Source organism: Halomonas sp. SL18_1 (assembly GCF_055755715.1).
Window position 1 is genome coordinate 1,717,487 of sequence record NZ_JBVTRK010000001.1, and the last position, 22,091, is coordinate 1,739,577.

19 protein-coding genes and 3 pseudogenes are annotated in these 22,091 nt (G+C 66.8%); 13 read left to right on the forward strand and 9 right to left on the reverse strand.

Features of this window, described 5'->3' with window-relative positions; all coding sequences use genetic code 11:
• Positions 1-41: 41 nt before the first annotated feature.
• From ACSJDS_RS08710 to ACSJDS_RS08720, 3 genes are all read right to left on the reverse strand, one after another.
• Entirely contained in the window at positions 42-1,016 is a 975-nt protein-coding gene (locus tag ACSJDS_RS08710; RefSeq protein WP_473032926.1) for a molybdopterin-dependent oxidoreductase, read from the reverse strand.
• The gene (locus ACSJDS_RS08715; RefSeq protein ID WP_473032927.1) at positions 923-1,588 is read right to left on the reverse strand and encodes a molybdopterin-dependent oxidoreductase; all 666 of its coding nucleotides are present in this window, start codon (positions 1,586-1,588) and stop codon (positions 923-925) included. The genes ACSJDS_RS08710 and ACSJDS_RS08715 overlap by 94 nt, the downstream gene beginning before the upstream one ends.
• A gap of 153 nt (positions 1,589-1,741) precedes the next feature.
• Positions 1,742-2,695 (reverse strand): 4Fe-4S dicluster domain-containing protein, encoded by a 954-nt coding sequence (locus ACSJDS_RS08720; protein WP_473032928.1) that lies wholly within the window; start codon positions 2,693-2,695, stop codon positions 1,742-1,744.
• A 312-nt stretch (positions 2,696-3,007) separates the two neighbouring features.
• On the opposite strand from ACSJDS_RS08720, the gene ACSJDS_RS08725 reads away from it, so the two are divergent.
• A complete protein-coding gene (locus ACSJDS_RS08725; RefSeq protein WP_473032929.1) occupies positions 3,008-3,430 on the forward strand; it encodes a hypothetical protein in 423 nt (140 codons plus the stop codon).
• Positions 3,431-3,466: 36 nt separating this feature from the next.
• On the opposite strand, the gene arsB is transcribed toward ACSJDS_RS08725, so the two are convergent.
• Complete coding sequence (arsB, locus tag ACSJDS_RS08730) at positions 3,467-4,567, reverse strand: ACR3 family arsenite efflux transporter (RefSeq protein ID WP_473032930.1); 1,101 nt, start codon at positions 4,565-4,567, stop codon at positions 3,467-3,469.
• A gap of 144 nt (positions 4,568-4,711) precedes the next feature.
• Between arsB and ACSJDS_RS08735 the strand changes: the two genes are divergently transcribed.
• Both ACSJDS_RS08735 and ACSJDS_RS08740 read left to right on the forward strand, forming a co-directional pair.
• Positions 4,712-5,329, forward strand: coding sequence for an ABC transporter ATP-binding protein (locus tag ACSJDS_RS08735; RefSeq protein ID WP_473032931.1), 618 nt, complete (start codon positions 4,712-4,714; stop codon positions 5,327-5,329).
• Positions 5,320-6,123 carry an ABC transporter permease gene (locus ACSJDS_RS08740; protein ID WP_473032933.1) on the forward strand — a complete coding sequence of 268 codons (804 nt, stop codon included), beginning with the start codon at positions 5,320-5,322 and terminating at the stop codon, positions 6,121-6,123. Before ACSJDS_RS08735 ends, ACSJDS_RS08740 begins: the two co-directional genes overlap by 10 nt.
• On the opposite strand, the gene ACSJDS_RS08745 is transcribed toward ACSJDS_RS08740, so the two are convergent.
• Both ACSJDS_RS08745 and ACSJDS_RS08750 read right to left on the reverse strand, forming a co-directional pair.
• On the reverse strand, positions 6,124-6,897 hold the full coding sequence (locus ACSJDS_RS08745) for an alpha/beta fold hydrolase (protein WP_473032935.1): 774 nt from the start codon (positions 6,895-6,897) through the stop codon (positions 6,124-6,126).
• A 12-nt stretch (positions 6,898-6,909) separates the two neighbouring features.
• Positions 6,910-8,097, reverse strand: coding sequence for an acetyl-CoA C-acyltransferase (locus ACSJDS_RS08750; protein WP_473032936.1), 1,188 nt, complete (start codon positions 8,095-8,097; stop codon positions 6,910-6,912).
• A 220-nt stretch (positions 8,098-8,317) separates the two neighbouring features.
• Between ACSJDS_RS08750 and ACSJDS_RS08755 the strand changes: the two genes are divergently transcribed.
• From ACSJDS_RS08755 to ACSJDS_RS08780, 6 genes and pseudogenes are all read left to right on the forward strand, one after another.
• Complete coding sequence (locus ACSJDS_RS08755; protein WP_473032937.1) at positions 8,318-8,884, forward strand: TetR/AcrR family transcriptional regulator; 567 nt, start codon at positions 8,318-8,320, stop codon at positions 8,882-8,884.
• A gap of 195 nt (positions 8,885-9,079) precedes the next feature.
• A pseudogene (locus tag ACSJDS_RS08760) lies at positions 9,080-10,753 on the forward strand (AMP-binding protein).
• Between the two features lie 20 nt (positions 10,754-10,773).
• Positions 10,774-11,541, forward strand: coding sequence for an SDR family NAD(P)-dependent oxidoreductase (locus ACSJDS_RS08765; RefSeq protein WP_473032938.1), 768 nt, complete (start codon positions 10,774-10,776; stop codon positions 11,539-11,541).
• 424 nt (positions 11,542-11,965) lie between these two features.
• Positions 11,966-13,777: an acyl-CoA dehydrogenase C-terminal domain-containing protein gene (locus ACSJDS_RS08770; RefSeq protein WP_473032939.1), complete on the forward strand. Its 1,812-nt coding sequence runs from the start codon at positions 11,966-11,968 to the stop codon at positions 13,775-13,777.
• Positions 13,778-13,959: 182 nt separating this feature from the next.
• On the forward strand, positions 13,960-14,229 hold the full coding sequence (locus tag ACSJDS_RS08775) for a hypothetical protein (RefSeq protein WP_473032941.1): 270 nt from the start codon (positions 13,960-13,962) through the stop codon (positions 14,227-14,229).
• A pseudogene (locus tag ACSJDS_RS08780) lies at positions 14,222-15,969 on the forward strand (recombinase). Before ACSJDS_RS08775 ends, ACSJDS_RS08780 begins: the two are co-directional and overlap by 8 nt.
• A 150-nt stretch (positions 15,970-16,119) precedes the next feature.
• On the opposite strand, the pseudogene ACSJDS_RS08785 reads toward ACSJDS_RS08780, so the two are convergent.
• Both ACSJDS_RS08785 and ACSJDS_RS08790 read right to left on the reverse strand, forming a co-directional pair.
• Positions 16,120-17,097, reverse strand: a pseudogene (locus ACSJDS_RS08785) (lysophospholipase); the annotation flags it as partial.
• Positions 17,051-17,353 carry a winged helix-turn-helix domain-containing protein gene (locus ACSJDS_RS08790; RefSeq protein WP_473032942.1) on the reverse strand — a complete coding sequence of 101 codons (303 nt, stop codon included), beginning with the start codon at positions 17,351-17,353 and terminating at the stop codon, positions 17,051-17,053. The gene ACSJDS_RS08790 and the pseudogene ACSJDS_RS08785, both read right to left, overlap by 47 nt.
• A gap of 215 nt (positions 17,354-17,568) precedes the next feature.
• Here ACSJDS_RS08790 and ACSJDS_RS08795 point away from each other — a divergent pair, with 215 nt between their 5' ends.
• Genes ACSJDS_RS08795 through ACSJDS_RS08805 form a run of 3 tightly spaced genes read left to right on the forward strand, consistent with a single transcriptional unit; the run spans position 17,569 to position 20,931 of the window.
• The gene (locus ACSJDS_RS08795; protein ID WP_473032943.1) at positions 17,569-18,873 is read left to right on the forward strand and encodes an ATP-grasp domain-containing protein; all 1,305 of its coding nucleotides are present in this window, start codon (positions 17,569-17,571) and stop codon (positions 18,871-18,873) included.
• A gap of 34 nt (positions 18,874-18,907) precedes the next feature.
• On the forward strand, positions 18,908-20,458 hold the full coding sequence (locus ACSJDS_RS08800; RefSeq protein ID WP_473032945.1) for a CocE/NonD family hydrolase: 1,551 nt from the start codon (positions 18,908-18,910) through the stop codon (positions 20,456-20,458).
• Complete coding sequence (locus tag ACSJDS_RS08805) at positions 20,398-20,931, forward strand: hypothetical protein (RefSeq protein ID WP_473032946.1); 534 nt, start codon at positions 20,398-20,400, stop codon at positions 20,929-20,931. Before ACSJDS_RS08800 ends, ACSJDS_RS08805 begins: the two co-directional genes overlap by 61 nt.
• Before the next feature lie 169 nt (positions 20,932-21,100).
• Here the strand turns inward: ACSJDS_RS08805 and ACSJDS_RS08810 are convergent, their stop codons facing one another.
• Positions 21,101-21,526: a DUF721 domain-containing protein gene (locus ACSJDS_RS08810; RefSeq protein WP_473032947.1), complete on the reverse strand. Its 426-nt coding sequence runs from the start codon at positions 21,524-21,526 to the stop codon at positions 21,101-21,103.
• Positions 21,527-21,707: 181 nt separating this feature from the next.
• On the opposite strand from ACSJDS_RS08810, the gene ACSJDS_RS08815 reads away from it, so the two are divergent.
• Positions 21,708-22,076, forward strand: a complete 369-nt coding sequence (locus ACSJDS_RS08815; protein WP_473032948.1) for a hypothetical protein — start codon at positions 21,708-21,710, stop codon at positions 22,074-22,076.
• The last annotated feature ends 15 nt before the right edge of the window (positions 22,077-22,091 follow it).

Sequence of the window (22,091 nt, forward strand, 5' to 3'; positions counted from 1 at the left end):
CGAGTCCTGGAGTCGCTCCAGATAGGTCGAATCCGGCAGGATCAGGTCGGCGTACATGGCGGTCTCGCCGGGAAACGGCGAGGTGTCGATGATGAACACATCCTTGAAGGCTTCTTCCCACACCTTGGGATCCGGTGCCGTCCAGATCGGATTGGTGTAGAAGAACATGGCGGTGTCGAGCGTGTAGGGGTCGCCCGCCAGATGATTGGGCCCGTCTCCTGCATCATGTGGCTGGTCATCGGCCAGCGCTCGGTGCGGGCCATGTCGATGCGCGGCTGATCTCGCCAGGCGCCGTTGCGGGCATAGTCGTCGAGATAGTCGTCGGCGCTCACCGGCAGGTCGCCGTAGGGCACGCCCATCTGGTAGCCAAGCCCGCCCTTGGCGAACAGCGAACCGACCAGGGCATTCAGGGCGTGAATGGCCATGCCGTTGTAGGTGCCGTTGGTATGGCCGGTAGGACCGCGTTCGAACAGCGCCACGGCGGGGCGGGTCGAACCGAACTCGATGGCGGTCTGGCGAATGTGACGGGCGGGGATGCTGGTGATTTCCTCGGCCCACTCGGGGGTGCGGTCCTTGAGCTCCTGGTTCCACCACTCGGTCAGGCCATGGACCCAGTTCTCCTCGAAGGAATCCTCGGGAATCGTCTCGCCGCTGATGAAGCGGCGCGAGGCCTGGTAGAAGTCACCGACGAACTCCTTGTCCCACAGCCCCTCGGTGAGGATCACATGGGCCACCGCCAGGGCGAAGGCGCCGTCGGTGCCCGGCTTGATGTAGAGCGCCCGATCGGCGGCCGCCATGGTGGGGTTCATGCGCACGTCGACGCAGGTGACGCGGGTCTTGGGGCTCTTGCTGCGCATATGCCCCCACATCTGCATCACGTTGTTGTAGGGGCGGAAGGCCTCGAGGAAGCTCGCGCCCATGATCAGCAGGTAGTTGGTGTGGCGGTAGTCGTAGGAATTGTAGGAGTCGTTGCCGTCGGTGGCGCGCTTGGCCCGCTTGGAGCCCTCGGCACACATGGAGGCGTGGCCGATGGCCGAGTTGGGCGTGCCGTAGAGCCTGCCGAAGTCGCCGTAGAGGCCGGCATCGGAGGCCCCCAGCCGCGCCCGTAGAAGTGCGCGAAGCGATGGGATTCCCCCCGTTCGCGCAGCCCGTTGAGCCGCTCGGCGACCATATCCAGCGCCTCGTCCCAGGAGATCGGCACGAAGCCGGGATCCTCATCGCGCCCCTTATTGGGGTTGGTGCGCTTCATGGGTCCCTTGAAGCGGTCCGGGTCGTAGAGAAAGTAGCTGCCCAGGTGTCCCTTGGGGCAGAGCTTGCCGTTGGCGATGGGGTTGCCGGTGTCGCCGTAGATCGCATGCACCCGGCCGTCGGTGGTATAGACATCGATGCCGCAGCGCGCCGGGCACTGGGCGCAAATGTTCTTGGTGATCGTTGTCTCGCCGCGAGGGGCCTGGGCGCGGGCCTCCTTGACGGGGGTGAGCCCGGTCAGCCCGGTGATGCCTGCCGTCACGGCGCCGGCCGAGGCACCCACTGCCGCGGTCGACTGCAGGAATCGGCGCCGATTGATCAATGACTGAAACAGTTTCATGGAGTCTCCCTCGGGATGCACGTCTTGTTCTCGGGTCGCTACGCTTTCGGGTGGTGACTGCGTTGTTCTTCTACTCTTGGGGCGTGTTGAAGTGGTCGAAAATGAGGTCAGCGCGCGCTGCCGTGCCGACCCGCCAGCCGGATTCGGCCGAGTTCAGCCAAACAGGTCATGAAAACTCTCCTGGAGCAGGGCCTGCTCCCGACGGCAGGCGGGGCAGACCGGGGTGTCCGACGCCATGGCGTCGCGGCTCGCGGAAAAGGGTCGCCGGCACTCGAAGCACGCCAGTGTCTGTGCGTGGCGCAGGGTAACGGTGACTGGGGCAGGCGCATGGCTCATGCTCAGCGCCTGCTCGGGGCAGGTGCTCAGGCAGTGGCCGCAGTCGAGACAGGCCCTGGGGTCGAAGACAAGCTCGCCTTCCCGTAACGCCTGCAGGGCCTTGGTGGGGCAGACCCGGGCACAGACACCGTGCGCTCGGCAGGCATCGAGATCCAGGCTGAGCCCCGGCAGTGGCGGTGTCAGCCCCTGGGTGCCTAGCCTCTCGGAGGCGGTCCGCAGTCGCTCTGGTCGTCGCGCCCCGGGAGCCGCATCATCGGCGGGAATGGCCGGCAGTCGCGGTGCAGGCCGGCCGCGCAGCAGCTCGCGACGGCTCACCGCTGGGCGTGCGGCCCGGAAATCTTTGTCGGCAGGCTCCTCGCTGATCGTTGCCCGCGTTTCGGCCTCGCGGCGCCAGGGGTCGAAGCCCTGTTCGGGGGCGGCGGTGCAGTCTCGGCAGCCCTCGGGCAGGGTAAGAGTGACCGCCTTGGGCATTGCCTGTGCTGCTAGCCAGGCCAGTAGGTCGGGGCCCAGGGTGCGCAGGCAGTGCAGGCGGACCAAGTCGGAGGCATCCTGGGCACGGTGACAGCCCAGCTGCAGCGGCTCACCTTCCGCCTGACCTGACAGGAGGGCGTCGACCTCGGCGCTGACTAGGGCTTCGCTGGGGCAGGCCGGGATGCACTGTCCACAGCCATGGCAGGCGTCGCTGGCCAGCAGGGCAGTGCCACCTTGGCTATCTTCTTGAAAGGCGAGAGCCTCGACTGGACAGGCGTCGACGCAGCGGGTGCAGGCCAAGGGATGCGGCGGCGCCTGCAGGCATCGCGTGGCGACCCAGCCAAGTGGGACCCCCATAGGCGTGAGAGGCCTAGGCGTAGGATCGGAGTAGGTGTCACGGTGCGGCATGGTAATTCGTCCGCTATCATTGTTATGGTTATATGTGCATTGCCATATGTCTAGAGGGAAGCCTGGCAAAGAGACGGAGCCGCTGCCACGATCTTTAGTCGAATAGATGCCCGACAAGCGATAAAACTTGCTTTGGATCAATACTGGGGCTGTCTGGCGGCGAGACACGTCGAGATGGCCATCCGCTCCGTGGGGGAGAGATGCATGGCGGTACTGGTAGAAGCCACGGCGGTGATCGTCCGCGCGGCGGCGGTGGAAGCGCGAATCCCGGGTGGCTGGGAGGCGCTGAGCGCCAGCCTGCCCGCCCAGGGCGTCTGCTCCGACGATGAGCTGGTCAGCATTAGCCTGTTCGATCCGGCCGAGGTGCGGTGGTTGGTAGAGCGCCTGGTGGCGCTGGGCTTGCGTTTCGACTGGGAAGGCAATGTCGAGGACATCGCCTTCGCGGACCAGAAGCGCGGCCTTATCACCCCTTGCGACTGGCTGACCTGTGAGACGGCGAATATCGGCATCGGCGGCACGCCGCCCGGCGTGGCGATTTGCCGCCTCGCCGGTAGCCAGAGTCATGAGCTGCGGGTGCCGGAGGGCTGGCGCTATCAGGGGTCACTCAGCGAGGCCTTCGGCGCCTAGGGCAGCGGCCTGCTCGGGATGCTCCCTCGCCATGGGTTAGCCCCTGGCCTCGGCGGGGGCCTGGGCCGCGGCCTCGGGGAAGTGGTGCCGGGTCTTGTTGGCGATGCGCACCAGGGCCAGCATCAGTGGCACCTCCACCAGCACCCCCACCACCGTGGCCAGCGCCGCGCCGGACTGCAGCCCGAACAGGGCGATGGCGGCGGCCACGGCCAGCTCGAAGAAGTTGCTGGCGCCGATCATCGCCCCGGGGGCGGCGACGCTATGGGGCACCCTCCACGCCTTTGCCCAGCCGTAGGCGATGAAGAAAATCAGCACCGTCTGGATGATCAGCGGGATGGCAATCAGCACGATGTGCAGTGGGTTGGCCAGTATCACGTCACCCTGGAAGGCGAACAGCAGGACCAGGGTCACGATCAGCCCGATCGGCGTCACCGGGCCGATACGCTTCATAAAGACATTGTCGTACCACTCGGCGCCGCGGCGGGCGATCAGGGCGCGTCGGGTCAGGTAGCCGGCGGCCAGGGGAATCACGATATAGAGAAAGACCGACAGCGCCACCGTGTCCCAGGGCACCTGGATATTGGAGATGCCGAGCAGGAAGACCACGATGGGGGCGAAGGCGAACAGCATGATCAGGTCGTTGAGCGACACCTGCACCAGGGTGTAGGCGGCGTCGCCCCGGGTCAGGTAGCTCCAGACGAAGACCATGGCGGTGCAGGGGGCGGCGCCGAGCAGGATGGCACCGGCCAGGTATTGGCTGGCCAGCTCCTCGGGAATGAAGGGGCGGAACAGCACCATCAGGAACAGCCAGGCGATGGCGAACATGGTGAAGGGCTTGATTAGCCAGTTCACCGTGGTGGTGATGACCAGCCCCTTGGGCTGGCGGCGCACCCCGAGCACCGCGGCGAAGTCGATCTGCGCCATCATGGGGAAGATCATCGCCCAGATCAGGATCGCCACTGGAATCGACACTTGGGCGACCTCAAAGCGCGAGAGCGTCTCGGGCACTGCGGGGGCGAACTGGCCAAGCAGCACCCCGGCGACGATGGCCAAGGCCACCCATACGGAGAGAAAGCGTTCGAAAAAGCCCATGCCCTCGGAGGTGCTGGGGGCCTGGGTGTCCTGGTGTGCGGTCATGCAGCACTCCTTGTTTCGCAACGGCTGGTATCGGGACGTCAGTCGAATATATGAATCTCCATATATGATACGGGGAACCGCCTAGGGTCGCCATCGCCTAGGCCGGTTATCATGTGGTTGTTCGATCGGTTATGAGGAGACCCCGTGTCCGTTACTGATACCCTGCGACTCGAGGGCCTGGCCATCGGTGATGTGGCGCCGGTGAATCTGGTCATTGCCCCGGGCGAGATTGTCTGCCTTTCCGGGGTGAGCGGCTGCGGCAAGAGCCGGCTGCTGCGTGCCGTGGCCGATCTGGAGCCGCACGGTGGCGAGGTGTGGCTGGGCGGAGCGGCCCAGTCGGCTACCTTGGCTCATGCGTGGCGAGCGCAGGTCATGCTGGTGCCGGCGGAGAGCCACTGGTGGGCGGAGCGCGTGGGTGAGCACCTGTACGATCCCGAGACGGCCGATCTCGCGGCGCTGGGGTTCGAGCGCACCGTGCTCGACTGGTCGGTGGCCCGGCTCTCCTCCGGCGAGAAGCAGCGTCTGGCGCTGCTGCGGGCCATCACCCGAGAGCCGGCGGCGCTGTTGCTCGATGAGCCCACGGCGAACCTGGACGACGCCACGGCGCGACGGGTCGAGGCCTGGCTCCGCCAGCGGGTTCGCCAGCGCGGCTGGCCGGTGCTGTGGGTGGCCCATGACGGGGCGCAGATTCGGCGCGTGGCGGATCGCCACTGTCGCATCGAGCAGGGCCGGCTGACGGAGGGCACCGCCGCATGGACGTGATCGAACTCGGCTGGTGGCAGCTGGCCGCCGCTGCGTTGCTGGTGGTGGCGCTGGCCGGCTGCACGGCCTGGGCACGGCTTGGCATGACGCAAAGCCTGTTGATCGCCGCGGCCCGCACGGTGATTCAACTGGCGCTGATCGGCCTGGTGCTCGAGGCGCTGTTCGCCGCAGAGCGGCTGCTGTGGGTGGTGCTGATGGCGCTGGCCATGCTGCTGATCGCCGGACGCGAGGTGATGGCCCGCCAGAAGCGGCGCCTGCGCGGCGGCTGGGCCTTCGGCATCGGCACCCTGGCGATGTTTCTGTCCTCCTTCACCGTCACCGTCCTGACCCTGACGGTGATCATCGGTCCCGAGCCCTGGTATCTCCCCCAGTACGCCATCCCCCTGCTGGGCATGCTGCTCGGCAATACCATGACCGGGGTCGCCCTGGCGCTGGATCGGCTGACCGACAGCGCCTGGCGCCAGCGGGCGGTGATCGAGAATCGCCTGATGCTGGGGCAGCCCTGGCATCAGGCGATCGGCGACATTCGCCGCGAGGCGATGCGCAGTGGCCTGATGCCGATGATCAACGCCATGGCCGCCGCCGGGGTAGTGAGTCTGCCGGGCATGATGACCGGCCAGATACTGGCCGGCACCGCCCCGGGGCTAGCGGTGAAGTATCAGATCCTGATCATGTTCGCGATCACTCTGGGCACCGGCTTCGGGACCCTGGCCGCGGTGGCCGCGGGCAGCCGGCGGCTGTTCGACTCCCGGGAGCGGCTTCGCCTGGACCGGCTGCTTGCGCCGCAACGCTGATCAGGCTTGGATGAGAAACTCGGCCACCAGTATGGCGAGCCGCTCGGGGCACTCCCGGTGGGGCACATGGCCGCAGGGCAGGATGTGCGGTTCCCGCGGGCCGGGCGTCAATTCGGCGATGCGCCGGGGCTGGTCCAGGGACCCGTACTCATCCTGTTCGCCGTGGATCGCCAGGGTGGGGCAGGTGACCCGCGCCAAGGCGGCATCCAGCGTCCAATCGGCGAAGGCCTCGGAGTGCCAGTTGTCGACCCAGCTGCGCAGCGCCCACTCAGCCTTGTCCCCATGATATTTGGCCAGGCGCGACAGGCTACCCGGTGCCACCAAGGCCTGTTCCGCCTCGCCAATCCCGGCCAGGGTTCGGGGTTCGGTGAAGGCCTGAGCCGCCACGGTGATCAGCGCCTCGCAGCCGTCACGGTGCAGGCCGGCCGCATAGGCGGCCATGCTGCCGCCCACGCTATGGCCGAGCAGCACGAAACGCGCCAACGCCAGCTGGTCGCGAACGGTGGCGAAGGTGCCCGTGGCCTCGTCGGCGATAAAGCTGTGCGGCTGTGGCCCCGGGAAGGGCGCCGAGCGCCCGTAGCCGAGACGGTCGTAGGCGATCACCTCGCGGCCTGCGGCCTTGGCCAGCCGCGCCGGAAAGTCTCGCCACAGGGCCACGCAGCCCAGCGAATCGTGCATCAGCACGATGGGGCTGCCGGCAAGGGTGTCGGTGTCGGGCCGCCAGCGGGCGGCGAAAACGCCGCCCGCCGGGGTGTCGAGGGTGAAGGTGTCCATCGCCCGGCCCGCTCAGTCGATCAGCTCGACCGCCACCGCGGTGGCTTCGCCGCCACCAATGCACAGGCTGGCGATGCCGCGCTTGCCGCCCTTGGAGCGCAGGGCGTGGATCAGGGTGGCGATGATCCGCGAGCCGGTGGAGCCGATGGGGTGGCCCTGGGCGCAGGCGCCGCCGTAGACGTTGACCTTGTCGTGGGGGATGTCGAGCCCGTCCATGGCCAGCAGGGTAACCACCGCGAAGGCCTCGTTGATCTCGAACAGGTCGACGTCGGCGACGCTCCAGTCGAGTTTTTTCAGCAGCTTGTCGATGGCCCCCACCGGCGCGATGGTGAACTCGCTGGGGTGCTGGGAGTGGGTGCTGTGCCCCAGCATGCGCGCCAGGAGCTTGGCGCCCAGGCGGTCTGCCGCGCCTTGGCTGGCCAGGATCAGCGCCGAGGCACCGTCGGAAATCGAGCTCGAGTTGGCGGCGGTGATGGTGCCCTCCTTGGCGAAGGCGGGGCGCAGCGAACGGATCTTCTCGAGATTGGCCTGGAAGGGCTGCTCGTCATGCTCGACCACCGTTTCGCCCTTGCGGCTGGTCACGGTGACTGGCGCCATCTCGGCCTGGAGGTGGCCGTCGTTGGTGGCCGCCATGGCGCGCTCCAGCGAGGCGATGGCGAAGTCGTCGAGGCGCTCCCGGCTGTAGTCGCGCTGGCCGGCGACGTCCTGGGCGAATACCCCCATCAGCTTGCCGGTCTCGGCGTCCTCCAGACCGTCGAGGAACATGTGGTCTTTGAGCTCGCCGTGGCCGAGGCGATACCCCGTCCGGGCCTTGGTCAGCACATGGGGCGCGTTGGACATGGACTCCATGCCGCCGGCCAGCATCACCTCGCCGCTGCCGGCGCGGATCAGGTCGTGGGCCAGCATGGTGGCCTTCATGCCCGAGCCGCACAGCTTGTTGATGGTGGTAGCGCCGATGCCGTCGGGAATGCCGGCCTGACGCATTGCCTGGCGAGCCGGGCCTTGCTTGACGCCGCCGGGCAGCACGCAGCCCATGATGCCTTCGTCGATGGCCGAGGCCTCGATGCCGGCGCGTTCGATGGCGGCGCGGATGGCCACGGCGGCCAGTTCCGGCGCGGTCAGGCTGGAGAGACTGCCCAGCATACCGCCCATGGGCGTGCGTGTAGCGGACAGAAAGACGATATCGTTGGGGCTGCTCATTACGTGATCTCCCGGTAGGACATTGAGTGGGTGGCGGATGGCCGCCCTGCTATTGTGATTGTGGCCCGGCCCGGCCGGTTCTGACTCCCAAGGGTGACAGGGCGGCCTCGGCGCACCTTGCGTTGACCTGTCGACGGGGCTGTGTTTCTCTCAAGATCAACCAAGCAAGCGCTAGTGTAAACCCGATGAATGTCGTTAACGAGTCCCCCGCCGTAAGGAATTGACCCGCCTGGCCGCCCAGTTGTTCGTGCAGGAGGGCTTCGATCGGACAACGGTGCGCATGCTCGCCCAGGAGATGGGTATCAAGTCCGGCAGTCTCTTTCATCATTTCCGCGACAAGCAAGAGATTCTCGCCGCGGTGATCGAGGAGGGCACCCAGAACGCCTTGAGCATCGCCCGCCAGGCGCTGGAGAGCTGTGCGGATTCTGCGGAGGCACGGCTGCACGCCATGGCGCGGGCCCATCTGGAGACCCTGCTAACCGACCGCAACGCCCATGTGGTGGCGCTCTACGAATGGCGGCGCCTGGATGCCGAGGCCCGCGACCACCTGAGCCACCTGCGTGACGCCTACGAAGCGCTATGGGAGCAGGTCATCGATGAGGCGCTGGAGGCCGACCTGATCCGCGGCGACCGCTTTCTGGTCTCGCGCTTCGTGATGGGGGCGCTCAACTGGACCGTACGCTGGTACGACCCCGAGGGCCCGCGCAAGCCCGAGGACCTGGCCCGTGAACTCATCGCCATGATGGCGCCTGCCACCTCCGACGCCGCGCAGTCTACCAAGGTATAGCCTATGAAAGCCGGTGCGGGGGTTGCCCCGGCCGGCTTTGCTTCTAGCTTGTACCTAGCGCTTGTTAGGTTGACGCTTACGTCAACTGCTACTAAGCCAGATCAGAACGATCGCGCCGCGAGTGACCCTTGAGCGGCGCCGGTCGGCTACGGTGAACCACTCACAACAAGCACAAACAGGCAGAGAGGGCAGTTCATGAGCACGCAAGCGACGCTTCCCGACTACGCGACCTATCTCGAAGGCTTTTCCGTCGACCAGGTGATCGCTCGCCTCGACGATCATCAGGACGGCAGCTTCAATGCCTACGAGTCCTGCTGCGGCACCCACCTGCGGGCCGGCCGCGGCGATGTCCAGGCGCTGGTGCATGAGGATCTCCAGGGCAACGTCAACACCCTGACCTATGCTGAGCTGGACGCCGAAAGCGCCCGGCTTGCCGGCTGGTTTCAGTCCCGCGGCCTGGGCGTGGGGGATCGCATCGCCTGCATGCTGCCGCGCTCGCCCCAGCTGCTGGTGGCGGTGCTGGCCACCTGGCGAATCGGTGCGGTCTATCAGCCGCTGTTCACCGCCTTCGGGCCGGATGCCGTCGACTACCGACTGGGACGTGCCGACACCAAGCTGGTGATCACCGATCACGCCAACCGCTTCAAGTTCGACGGCCTCTCCCAGTGCCCGCCGGTGCTAGCGGTGGGGGGCCCCGATGCCGAGCACGGCGATGATCTGGACTGGGCCGAGGCCCTGGGACATGCGGCCATGACCGGCAAGCCGCCGCGTCTGTCGCCGGAGGCTCCCTTCCTGCAGATGTTCACGTCCGGCACCGTGGGCAAGCCCAAGGGCGTGGCGGTGCCGCTTTCCGGCATGCCGGCCTTCGCCATCTACATGGAGCTGGCCATCGACCTGCGCGAGAGCGATCGTTTCTGGAACATGGCCGACCCCGGCTGGGCCTACGGCCTCGATCTACGCCATCGCCGGGCCCCTGCTGCTGGGCGTGACCACGCACTTCTGCGAGGCCGGTTTCAGCGCCGAGGGGGCCATGGCCTTCATGAAGCGCCATCGCATCACCAACTTCGCCGCCGCGCCCACCGCTTACCGGCTGATGAAAGCCTCGGGGCTGTTCGACAGCGCCCATGAGACCCTCGAACTGCGGGTGGCGAGCTCCGCCGGCGAGCCGCTCAATACCGAAGTGGTCAGCTGGGTGGAGCGCTCGCTGGGCTGCCAGGTGATGGACCACTACGGCCAGACCGAGACCGGCATGACCTGCTGCAACCACCATGCGCTGGCGCACCCCAAGCACGTCGGCGCCATGGGCGTGCCGATGCCGGGCTACCGGCTGGCGATCCTCGACGCCGAGTACCATGAGCTGCCCCGGGCGAGCCCGGCGTGCTGGCGGTCGACATCGAGAACTCCCCGGCGCACTTCTTCGCCGGCTACACTTGGCAGGAGAAGCACCCCTTCGCCAACGGCTACTACCTGACCGGCGACGTGGTAATTCGCAACGAGGACGGCACCTTCCAGTTCGCCGGCCGTGACGACGACATCATCACCACCGCCGGCTACCGGGTCGGGCCCACCGACGTGGAGAACAGCGTGCTGACCCATCCGGCCGTGGCCGAGTCCGCCGCCGTGGGGCAGCCCGATGAGATCCGCGGTGAGATCATCAAGTCCTATATCGTGCTGCGCGAGGGTTTCGAGGCCAGCGATGCGCTGGCCGACGAGATTCGTCAGCAGGTGCGCGAACGGCTCTCCACCCACGCCTTTCCGCGGGTGATAGAGTTCGTCGAGACGCTGCCCAAGACACCCAGCGGCAAGATCCAGCGCTTCAAGCTGCGCGCCGATGCCAGCGAGAAGGCCGAGACGGAAGCCGCCAAATGAACACTGTGGAGACAGGCTAGATGCAACTGAAGGACAATACGTTTCTGATCACCGGTGCCGCCTCCGGGCTGGGGGCGGCCACTGCCGATCGCATCGTCGCCGGCGGTGGCCGCGTGGTGCTGTGCGATCTCAGCGATGCGGTGGACGCCCATGCCGAGCGCCTCGGCGAGGCGGCTCGGGCGTCCCGGGGGGATGTCACCTCGGCCGACGATATGCAGGCCGCCGTCGACGCCGCGCAGGCGCTGAGCGGGGACAGGGGCCTGGCCGGCGTGGTGCATTGTGCGGGCATCGTCAGCGTGGCCAAGCTGGTCGATCGCGAGGGCAATCCGGCGGACCTGGATGCCTACGCGCGCACCGTCAGCATCAACCTGGTGGGCACCTTCAACGTCATGCGCCTGGCCGCCGCCGCCATGGCCAAGAATGCCCCGGGCGAGGACGGCGAGCGCGGGGTGATCATCAACACCGCCTCGGTGGCCGCCTTCGACGGCCAGGTAGGACAGTGCGCCTACAGCGCCTCCAAGGCCGGGGTGGTGGGCATGAGCCTGCCGGCGGCGCGTGAACTCTCGCGCCACGGCATCCGCGTCATGGCCATCGCCCCGGGCGTGTTCGAGACGCCGATGATGAGCGAGATCCCCGATGAAGCCGCCGCGGCGCTGGCCGCCTCGGTGCCCTTCCCCAAGCGGCTAGGCAAGCCCGACGAGTTCGCTCGCCTGGCCGAGCAGATCATCATCAATGCCATGCTCAACGGCGAGACGATCCGCCTCGACGGCGGTATTCGGATGCAATGACCCGGCGTCGCCGGGAGCTTTAAGGCATAAGCTCCAAGCTTGAAGACAACACCCTCGTGGCCATGCTGCGGGGGTGTTTTCATGGTTCATCGCACTTTAGCGTGAACATGTTTGGCAGGTTTTATGGTGGGAGGCCGGCTCTGCCGGGCGAAGGCGCCGCAGGCGCCCATGGGTAGCGCTGCGCGCTACTTCGCGAGCTGAAGCTCCCTCCCACATAGCCTGTTCACGCTAAAGTGCGAAGAACCTTTTTCATGGGGTGGAGACGCGGATGCGGCTTTCCAGCCTCTGGCTTTGAAACGAACGCTTGACTCTCGGCGCGGTGGCGGCTAATTTCAAACACATGTTTGAAAGCGGCCGCCGCCGCCTTCGCGTCCCAATAAGCCGGTGCCAACTTTGGCACGGCCGTGGATTTGGAGAGTTCGAGATGCCCGACTATCAGGCCCCCCTGCGCGATCTTCGCTTCGTGATGGACGAGATGCTGGACTATCCGGCCCACTACGCTCGCCTGCCGGGCGGCGAGGAGGCCACGCCCGACGTGGTGGCGGCCATCCTGGAGGAGGGCGCCCGCTTCGCCCGCGAGGTGCTGCTGCCGCTGAATCAGAGCGGCGACCAAGAGGGCTGCCTGCTGGAGGGCGGCGAGGTGAAAGCACCCAAGGGCTTCAAGGCGGCCTATGCCCAGTACGTGGAGGGCGGCTGGCCGAGCCTGGCCGCGGACCCGGCCCACGGCGGTCAGGGCCTGCCGCACTCGCTGGCCATGGTGCTCAACGAGATGGTGTGCGCCACGAACCTGGCCTGGGGCATGTATCCGGGGCTCTCCCATGGCGCTGCCGATGCCCTGCGGCATCACGGCACCGAGGCGCAGCAGGCCACCTACCTGACCAAGCTGGTGGAGGGCACCTGGACCGGCACCATGTGCCTGACCGAGCCTCACTGCGGTACCGACCTGGGCCTGATCAAGACCCGTGCCGTGCCCACCGATGATGGCGCCTACGACATCACCGGCACCAAGATCTTTATCTCCGCCGGCGAGCACGACCTGGCCGAGAATATCGTCCACCTGGTGCTGGCCAAGCTGCCGGATGCACCGGAGGGCTCCAAGGGCATTTCGCTCTTCGTGGTGCCGAAATATCTGCCCACCGAGCAGGGCGAGCCGGGAGAGCGCAACGGCGTGGTATGCGGGTCGCTGGAGCACAAGATGGGGATCCACGGTAACGCTACCTGCGTCATGAACTTCGACGGCGCCAAGGGGTTCCTGGTGGGCGCGCCCAATAAGGGCCTGGCCTGCATGTTCACCATGATGAACGCCGCCCGCATCGGCGTCGGTATCCAGGGCCTGGGCCTGACCGAGGCGAGCTTCCAGAACGCCCTGGCCTACGCCCGCGACCGCTTGCAGATGCGTTCACTGGCGGGCGCCAAGGCCCCCGAGAAGGCCGCCGACCCGATCATCGTCCATCCGGACGTGCGGCGCATGCTGCTGACCCAGAAGGCCTTCGCCGAGGGCGGCCGGATGCTGGTTCTCTACACGGCGCAGATGATCGATATCGTCGAGCACGGTACCGATGCCGCCGAGCGCGAGCAGGCCGAGACCCTGCTGGGCCTGCTGACGCCCATCGTCAAGGCGTTTCTCACCGAGGTGGGCTTCGAGGCGACCAACGAGGGCGTGCAGGTTTTCGGCGGTCACGGCTTCATCCAGGAGTGGGGCATGGAGCAGTTGGTGCGCGATGCGCGCATCACTCGCCTCTATGAGGGTACCACCGGCATCCAGGCCCTCGACCTGCTGGGCCGCAAGGTGCTGATGAGCCAGGGCGAGAGCCTCAAGGTCTTCACCAAGGAGATCCACAAGTTCTGTCAGGCGGAGGAGGGCAACGCGGCACTGGCCGAATTCGTGCGGCCTCTGGCCAAGCTCAACGCCGAGTGGGGCGAGCTGACCATGGGCGTCGGTATGAAAGCCATGAATGACCGCGAGGAAGTGGGGGCAGCCAGCGTCGACTACCTCATGTACTCCGGCTACGTGACCCTGGCCTACCTGTTCGCTCGGGCTGCCAGGCAGGCTCAGGCGACCCTGGCAGAGGGCAGCGACGATGCCGCCTTCTATCGCGCCAAACTCAACACCGCGCGCTTCTTCTACCAGCGCCTGCTGCCGCGCACCCGCGCCCACAAGCAGGCCATCGAAGCCGGCGCCGAGTCGCTGATGGCGCTTTCCAGCGAGGACTTCGGTCGCGGCTTCGAGCTCTGATTGACCAGGCATCTCTCTCGGTCAGTGCTGTTCTGATCGGTTTGCGGCGGGCTTTGCCCGCCGCTTTTTTCTATGGTGTGGCTGGCCCCATCCTGGGCCGGGAGGCATTATGGTCGCCCGATCTCATTCCCGCACGGGCCGTTGGCCCAGCGGGGACGACTCAGCATGGACCTCGCGCCCACATGACCGCCATTTCCCACCCTGAAGACGCCCTTGCCGGCCTTGCCGAAGGGGCAGGTTTCGAGGCCTGTCTGGCTGCCCTGTTTCGCTGGCTGCGCAGCGGCAACCCCGAGCGTGTCGCCGAGCGGATGGAGGCGCTGGTGGGCTATCTGCAAGACGAGCCGCAGCATGCCCGTCGGCTAGCGGAAGGCGTTTTCGGACGTTTTGCCCGGCTGGAGATCTACCCGGCGTTGGTGCGGCTGGGGATTCTCGCGGGAGGGGCTGGTGCGTGAGATCACCACGCGGCTCTACGATCGGCTGAACCCACCGCCCGTGGATCGGGAGGATTCCAGCGATTTGCTCGCCAGCCTGCTGACTCGCCACGACAAGCCCTGGCTCGAAGCCCTGCCCGCCATTGCCTGGCTGCGGCTGGGCCGAGTGCTGCTGGACGCCCTCGATCCCGAGACCCGCCGACAGGCCCGTCTGCACCTGGAGGAGGAGTGTCTCTATGCGCTGGAAATGCTGGCCATCTGGGTGGCGGCGGAAGAGCTCGACCCGGAGCTGATGCGCATCGACGAGCGGCTGACCCGCATCGACTCCCCGCTGATTGCCCTGCAGCGGGAGGTCCACGCCTTCGTGGAGGCGCGCGGTGGTACCCTCCGCGGCGATGATGGCGACGCCGGGATCGACCACCTCTGGGTGATGTTGGATCAGTGCAACGAGCAGGTGGCGCGTTTCCGGCGGCGCGGTGCCGGAAGCCTGGGCTCTTCCGCCAATGCCTCCCACCTGATCGAACGGCTGGAGGATACGCTCAAGCGCATCGAACGCCTGATCGTGCTGAGTCGTCCGCCCTACCGGGTCTCCGGACCGAGGGCCGCGCTGCGGCTCTGGCAGGAGTTGCTGCTGGCCACGGTCGAAAAGCGCAGCATTCGCGCCGTCTGGAGGAAGAGCACGCGGATGGTGTCGCGCAGCGTGACCCAGAACAAGAGCGACCACGGCGAGCACTACATTTCCCGCGACCTGCCAGGCTACCTTCGGCTGGTGGTCTCCGCGGCCGGTGCCGGCGTGATCATCGCGGTGATGGCGCTGCTCAAGATCACCATCGAGTCCTGGGGGCTGGCGCCGCTGCCCCAGGCCGTGCTGGTCAGCCTCAATTACGGCCTGGGGTTCGTGCTGGTGCACCTGTTGCACTTCACCATCGCCACCAAGCAGCCTGCCATGACCGCCGCCAGCTTTGCCGCCGAGGTGGAGCGCAATCGACACGGCAAGGCCATGGAGCGCAAGCTGGCGAGGCTGCTGCGCGACGTGAATCGCTCCCAGTGGGGGGCCGTCTGGGCAATGTGGCGGCTGCGCTGGCCACCGCTTTCGTCATCACGACGCTGGCGCTGGCAGTCAGCGGCCAGGCGCTGCTGGCAAGCGAGCAGATCGATTACCAGCTCCGGGCGATTTCGCCGATCCATAGCCTGGCGCTGTTCTATGCGGCCATCGCCGGCGTCTGGTTATTCTGCTCTGGGATCATGGCGGGGTTCTTCGATAACCGGGCCGATCATATCCGACTGGAGAGGCGGCTGGTCGGACATCCCGCCCTGCAGCGGCTGTCGCCGGCCCGGCGGGCGCGGTTGGCACACTATCTTCACCATAACTACGGCGCCCTGGCCGGCAACTTCCTGTTCGGCGTGCTGCTCGGCATGACCGGGTATCTGGGCTATCTGCTGGGCCTGCCGCTGGACATTCGCCATGTGGCCTTCTCATCGGCCAACCTGGGCTTTGCCAGCTTCAGCGATTTCCAGGGCTGGGCTTGTTTTCTGGTCGGGCTGCTGTTCGTGATGATGATCGGCTTCGTCAACCTGTGGGTGAGCTTTGCCCTGGCACTGATGGTGGCGCTGAGATCCCGGGGCTGCCGGGTCGAGCCGTCCACCCTGTTGAGCGGCGTCAAGGAGGAGTTTCGCCGCGATCCGCTGCGGTTCTTCCTGCCGAGGGTGGTCACCGGCGGCCAGAACCGTCCTGGGGACTCTCGCCGGTCGCGGTCGTGATCCTGCCGCGCAGTGCCTACCGGCAGAGTGCATCCTGGGCCGCGCCGCGGCGCGTTCGTGCCCGGAGGGCAGCTCGGCGTGAGGATCCTGCAGCCAGGCGGCGATGTCCGCCTCGACCTGTTCCCGTCCACTGTAGCGGGTCAGCATATGGTAGCCGCCGGGGTAGAGTGCCAGGCGCCAGGGCGGCCTTTCCTCTGGGGCCTGGGTGTCGGGAAGCCGCTCGAGCAGTGCGCAGAAGGCCTCCGGCGGGATGACCTCGTCCGCATCGCCGTAGAGGATCAGCGCGGGCCCGGGCAGGTTTGGCGCGGCCTGTAGCGCCCGATCCATGGTGTCGGTGACCCCGTGCAGGGTGTCCATGCGCGCCCGGCGCAGGATCAGCGGGTCCTCGGCCAGCATCTGGCGGATCTCGGGATCGTCGGTGGGCTCGATGCCCAGTTGACGTGCCGTCTGAACCGAGAACGATACCGAGGGGAACAGCCGTACCCCCAGCCACAGGCCAAGCCGCTGGTACCAGGGCATGGCGGTCTGTCCCCAGGTCGCCGGGGCGATCAGCACGCTGCCGGCGACCGACGGCGGGGTGTCGCCGGTCATCGTCAGGATCACCACGGCGGCTCCCATGCTCTTGCCGATCAGGTAGAGCGGGGTGTCCGGGTAGCGCTCCTGCAGAAGCTCGACGAGCAGCTCCACATCCTGCACCAGTCGCTCGTGGCCGGGCCAGAGCCGGCGCTGTGCGGTGGTGCCGAAGCCGCGCTGGTCGTGGGCATAGACGCGGATGCCATGGGGGGCCAGGGCCTTGGCCAGCACCTTGAAGCTGCCGCCGTGGTCGTTGAAGCCGTGCACCGCGAGGGCCACCGCCCGCGGGTCACCGTCGGCGGACCAGTGGCGCAGCGGCAGGCGGTAGCCATCTTCGGCGATGACGTGGAAGGGGGTGAGGTAGGGATGTGCCGTGCCAGGGCCGGGGACTGCAGGCTGGCCCGGCTCGTACAGCCGGCAACGCCGAGTGCCAGACTGGCGCACAGCGCCAGCAGCCCCAGTGTAAGGCTGAGCGTGGGGAGGCGCCCGCACGGATAAGCTCCTTGGCTCATGGCACCCGCGGATAGCCAAGCGCCTGACGGATCCGGTCGGCATGAGCCGATACCCAGTGGGGGGCGATGGGCCCCCAGTCGTGGATCACATACTGGCCACTATTGTGCGGCTCCCCTGCCTGATGCGTGAACTCGCAGCGGATATCGAGCTCGCCCAGCGCCTTGAGCGTGTCCTGAGCCGTGCGCCGCGGCATGCCGGTGGCGGCCGTGATGGCCGGGACACTGGCGATGCCGATCCGGATCAGGTGGGCCACATCGAGGCGACGATAGAAGCTGGACTGGGTCTTGCTGAGCGGCATGGGGGCTTCCTGAGGGGGCGCTGGGGCTTACCTCGCCAGGGTAGGCGAGTCGCTGGGCGCGGGCAACAGGAGCGACCGTCCGTCATGGCATACCGCACTCTTGTTCGAGATCAAGGCGTTCTTGCGCGCATCTACCATGCTGAAAGAAAGGCTGGAGGGAGGGGGTCAGCCGGGTTGCCCGAGGAGGGGCGAGCATAACCCTGGAGGTGGAAGCGATGTCGTGGAACGTGTTCGTGATCGGGCTCGATGAGCTTAGCGAGCGGCTGTTACCGCAGCTGCGTCACGCCGATGAGTATGCCTTCTACGGGCTGCTGTCGCTGGATGAGGTAGTGCGTGCCAACCAGTATCCTTTCAATCGTCTCGTGCAGGATGCGCTGCGACAGCTGGAGCGCTTTCCTGGCTCGGTGGATGCCATCGTGGGCTACTGGGATTTCCCTACCAGTTTGCTGCTGCCAGTGTTGCGTCGCCACCTCGGGTTGCCCGGGCCCTCACTGGAGGCGGTGCTCAAGTGCGAGCACGAGTACTGGAGTCGGCTCGAGCAGCTGCGCTCGGTGCCGGAGTGCGTTCCGGCTTTCCAGGCCGTCGACCCCTTCGACGAGCGTGCGGTGGACAGCATTCGTATCGACTATCCTTTGTGGATAAAGCCGGTGAAGGCGCACTCGTCCCATCTGGGCTTTCATGTCGCCGATGCGGAGCAGTTGCGCGACGTGCTGTCGAAGATTCGCACGGGTATCGGCCGATTCGGCCGGCCCTTCGACGAGGCGCTGACATATGCCGAGCTGCCCGATGATGTGGCAGCGGTGACCGGCTACCACTGCATCGCCGAGTCGATCATCTCGGCGGGCCAGCAGTGCACCCTGGAGGGCTATGTCCAGCACGGCACGGTACACCTGACGGGCATCGTGGATAGCATTCGGGATGATCGGCATCGCTCGGTGCTGATGCGCTACGAATACCCCTCGTCGCTGCCCGCGGCGGTACAGCAGCGGATGTTCGATGCCGCCCGGCGCTTCATCGAGTGGATCGGCTATGACAATGCGCCATTCAACATCGAGTTCTACCACGATGCCGAGCAGGATCATCTCTGGCTGCTGGAGATCAATGCGCGAGTCTCCCGCTCCCATGCGGCGATTTTCCAGCTGGTCGACGGTGCACCGCATTATCAGGTGATGGTGGATGTGGGGCTCGGCGTCACGCCGCGCATGCCGCGCGGGGAGGGGCCCTATGCCGTTGCTGCCAAGCAGATGCTTCGGGTCTTCGAGGATGGCATCGTGCGTCGGGTGCCAACGGTCGAAGAGATCCGTCTGGTCGAGCAGACGTTTCCCGGTACCAAGGTCGGGATCAATGTCGACGAGGGGATGCGGCTATCCGCCATGCGCCATCAGGACTCTTTCTCCTGGGAGCTGGCCATCCTATTCGTGGGTGCCGGCACCCACGACGAGCTGCTGGCCCGCATCGCGCTGTGTCGCGACATGCTGCCATTCGATATCGAGCCGCTGATGGTCGAGTCAAACGCTTGAGCCGAGCCGAGCCAGATAGGGGAGGGATAACGGCATGAAAGTGGTGAACGATTTTCCCCATGACGTCGAGTGCCACGACCCCGTCTGGATTCCCATGCCTGACGGTGTGCGCCTCTGTGCGCGTCTCTGGCTGCCTGAGGGTGCCACTCGCTGCCCGGTACCGGCGATCCTCGAGTACATTCCCTATCGCCTGCGGGATGGATCCGCCCGACGTGACGCCATCCACCACCGCTATTTCGCCGGCCACGGCTACGCGGCGCTGCGCGTCGACCTGCGCGGCAGCGGCGACTCCGGGGGCGTGCTGAAGGACGAGTATCTGGAGCAGGAGCTGGCCGATGGGGAAGCGATCCTCAGCTGGCTCACCGAACAGCCCTGGTGCGACGGCCGGGTGGGCATGATCGGCATCTCTTGGGGAGGCTTCAACGGTCTGCAGCTGGCCGCCCGCCGCCCGCCGGCCCTCAAGGCCGTGATCAGCGTCTGCTCCACCGACGACCGCTACGCCGACGATGTTCACTACATGGGCGGTTGCCTGCTGGGAGACAATCTCTCCTGGGCTTCCACCATGTTTGCCTATAACTCCCTGCCGCCGGACCCCGAGGTGGTGGGGGATCAGTGGCGCGAGCTGTGGCATCAGCGGCTTGAGGGCAGCGGCCTATGGCTGGCCACCTGGCTGGAACATCCGCATCGCGATGGCTACTGGCGACACGGCTCCGTCTGCGAGGATTTCTCTCGGATCGAGGTGCCGGTGCTCGCTGCCAGCGGCTGGGCCGACGGCTACTCGAATGCGGTGAAACGACTGGTGGCAGCGCTGCCTCCTCGGTGCAAGGGGCTGATCGGTCCCTGGAGCCACAAGTACCCCCACCTGGGCGAGCCCGGGCCGGCCATCGGTTTCCTGCAGGAGTGCCTGCGCTGGTGGGATCACTGGCTGAAGGGGCTGGAGCGGGGCGTGGAGGCGGACCCGGCGATCCGGGTGTGGATGCAGGACAGCATGCCGCCGACCACTCGCCCCGGCTGTCGCCCCGGCCGCTGGGTGGCGGAGCCGGCCTGGCCGTCGCCCAATATCAGCCACTGGCGGCTTCCCCTGGCACCGGGGCGTTTGACTCTGGACGGCCAGAGACGCCGGGACGAGAATGCCTTGACCGTGCAATCGCCCCTGAGCTGCGGGCTGTTCGCCGGCAAGTGGTGTTCCTACGCCGCGGGCCCGGATCTGGCCCACGACCAGCGCGAGGAGGACGGCGGTGCCCTGACCTTCGATACACCGCCCCTTGAGCACGAGCTGGAAATGATGGGAGCAGCGGAGCTGGAGCTCGAGGTGGCGGCGGATCGCCCCGTGGCCATGCTGGCAGCGCGGCTCTCTGACGTGGCGCCGGACGACAAGGCCACTCGGGTCACCTATGGACTGCTCAACCTGACCCACCGGGAGAGCCATGAGGCACCCGCGCCGCTGGAGCCAGGGCGTCGCTACCGGGTTCGGGTACAGCTCAACGATGCGGCCCAGGTCTTCCCCGCGGCCATCGGCTGCGGTTGTCGCTCTCGACTTCCTATCGGCCGCTGGCCTGGCCGCCCCCGGAGCCGGTACGGCTGACGATCTTCGACAGTGGCAGCGCCCTGCACCTGCCCGTTCGGTCGCCGCGGGAGGAGGATGCGGCGCTGGTGACCTTCGCGGCACCGGAAGGGGCCCCGAGCATTGCGGTGACACGGCTCGATGCCGAGCACCACAACTGGTACGTGCATCGCGATCTGGCCGAGGATCTCTCGACCCTGGAGGTGATCAACGACAATGGACGAATTCGCCTGGAGGACAGCGGGATCGAGGTGCAGACCCGAGCGGTGGAACGCTACAGCTCCCGAGCCGACGACTTCGCCTCGATCAAGGGCGAGACGTGTTGGGAGCGCTCCCTGAAACGGGGTGACTGGGAGGTAAGCACGGTAACGCGTACCGTGCTCTCCTCTAGCGGCGAGGCGTTTTTCCTGCATGCCACCCTGGATGCCTATGAAGGCGAACGACGGGTCTACTGTCGCTGCTGGGACCTCACCATTCCGCGTCGGTTGGTCTAGGAGCCTGTCGGACTTAACGCTGATCTGCTGCGAAACCCGGGCTTTCGGCCAATTTCATTCGATCTGGTTCGTTAAATAGCGCGCTATCCGCCTCATCAGATCGATAAACTTGTCTCGAAATCCGTATTCCTCGCGACGATCGGTCAAACCCGACAGGCTCCTAGGTGGCCTACTCCGACGGGCGGGCATGGGCGGCCAGACGCTCCAGGGCACGCTTGAGCCGCGGGTCCTCGGTATCGGCGGCGCACTCTTCCAGTTCCCGTCCGGCCGGGGCCGAAAGCTGGCGCACCGTGCGCGGCGGTGCCTTGACCGGTCGCACGGGGCGCACCTTGAGGGTGAAGCCGCTGACCGCGGCCAGCTCCGGCAGCTGATGCAGCAGCTCGAGCAGGCGCGGCTGCTCGTAGCGCAGCCAGGTCAGCCACACGGCGCGGTCGGTGATCAGGGTCAGCTTGCCCTGGCGAAAGCCGCCCACGAAGACGTGCTCGCCAACCTCTTCCGGCAGGTGCTCGCGCAGGTGCTGCTGGGCGCGATCGATCACCCTGGCCGTGCGCATCAGCGGTGCCAGCTCGCCGCTGCCGCCGAGCAGTCTCGACATGGGCTGTGCGCGTGAGCGCTTAACCTTTATACTCATGAGCTTAATTCTCGGGGCGGCGGGCCGGCGTCCGCCCGGCGGTTTCGATGCCCGCAGAGCCTGGTGTCGAGGCCACTACCACCGACAGCCGCGGATTGTCCGTGTTTCAGCAAGAGCCTAGCACGCTCGGGAGATCGTCTACAGCATGCCTGCCGCCGCCGCCCAAGCGCCTTCTGCCACGCCTTCGCCCACCGCGGGGGCGTCGCGTCGCCGGCTGGGCTCTCGCTGGTGGCTGGCGGGGCTGCTGGTCGGCTGTCTGCTGCCGGCGGGGCTGAGCCAGGTCGAAACACTCAGGCTGACCGAGCGGATCGTCCAGGTCTGCATCCTGGCGCCGGCACTGATGCGTGCCCGCTGTCGCTGTGTGGCGCGTCGTCGAGCGCTGCGTCACTGGCCGCCGCGTTCCCGCTCGGTACCGGGCCGTGTTCGCCGGCTTCCCTTCCTTGCGATCTCCCGGCGGCGCTGGACCGCTGCCCATGATGTCCTGACGCGTCGTGGTCCCCCTGGCCGGCGGTAGTGCCAAGTAACACTT

Bases quoted from the DNA above. Each gene is read 5' to 3' on its own strand.
- ACSJDS_RS08715 (WP_473032927.1), bottom strand. From the start codon at position 1,588: ATGAAACTGTTTCAGTCATTGATCAATCGGCGCCGATTCCTGCAGTCG.
- ACSJDS_RS08740 (WP_473032933.1), top strand. From the start codon at position 5,320: ATGGACGTGATCGAACTCGGCTGGTGGCAGCTGGCCGCCGCTGCGTTG.
- ACSJDS_RS08795 (WP_473032943.1), top strand. From the start codon at position 17,569: ATGTCGTGGAACGTGTTCGTGATCGGGCTCGATGAGCTTAGCGAGCGG.
- ACSJDS_RS08765 (WP_473032938.1), top strand. From the start codon at position 10,774: ATGCAACTGAAGGACAATACGTTTCTGATCACCGGTGCCGCCTCCGGG.
- ACSJDS_RS08790 (WP_473032942.1), bottom strand. From the start codon at position 17,353: ATGCCGCTCAGCAAGACCCAGTCCAGCTTCTATCGTCGCCTCGATGTG.
- ACSJDS_RS08770 (WP_473032939.1), top strand. From the start codon at position 11,966: ATGCCCGACTATCAGGCCCCCCTGCGCGATCTTCGCTTCGTGATGGAC.
- ACSJDS_RS08775 (WP_473032941.1), top strand. From the start codon at position 13,960: ATGACCGCCATTTCCCACCCTGAAGACGCCCTTGCCGGCCTTGCCGAA.
- ACSJDS_RS08750 (WP_473032936.1), bottom strand. From the start codon at position 8,097: ATGAGCAGCCCCAACGATATCGTCTTTCTGTCCGCTACACGCACGCCC.
- ACSJDS_RS08800 (WP_473032945.1), top strand. From the start codon at position 18,908: ATGAAAGTGGTGAACGATTTTCCCCATGACGTCGAGTGCCACGACCCC.
- ACSJDS_RS08815 (WP_473032948.1), top strand. From the start codon at position 21,708: ATGCCTGCCGCCGCCGCCCAAGCGCCTTCTGCCACGCCTTCGCCCACC.
- ACSJDS_RS08725 (WP_473032929.1), top strand. From the start codon at position 3,008: ATGGCGGTACTGGTAGAAGCCACGGCGGTGATCGTCCGCGCGGCGGCG.
- arsB (WP_473032930.1), bottom strand. From the start codon at position 4,567: ATGACCGCACACCAGGACACCCAGGCCCCCAGCACCTCCGAGGGCATG.
- ACSJDS_RS08810 (WP_473032947.1), bottom strand. From the start codon at position 21,526: ATGTCGAGACTGCTCGGCGGCAGCGGCGAGCTGGCACCGCTGATGCGC.
- ACSJDS_RS08745 (WP_473032935.1), bottom strand. From the start codon at position 6,897: ATGGACACCTTCACCCTCGACACCCCGGCGGGCGGCGTTTTCGCCGCC.
- ACSJDS_RS08710 (WP_473032926.1), bottom strand. From the start codon at position 1,016: ATGTGTGCCGAGGGCTCCAAGCGGGCCAAGCGCGCCACCGACGGCAAC.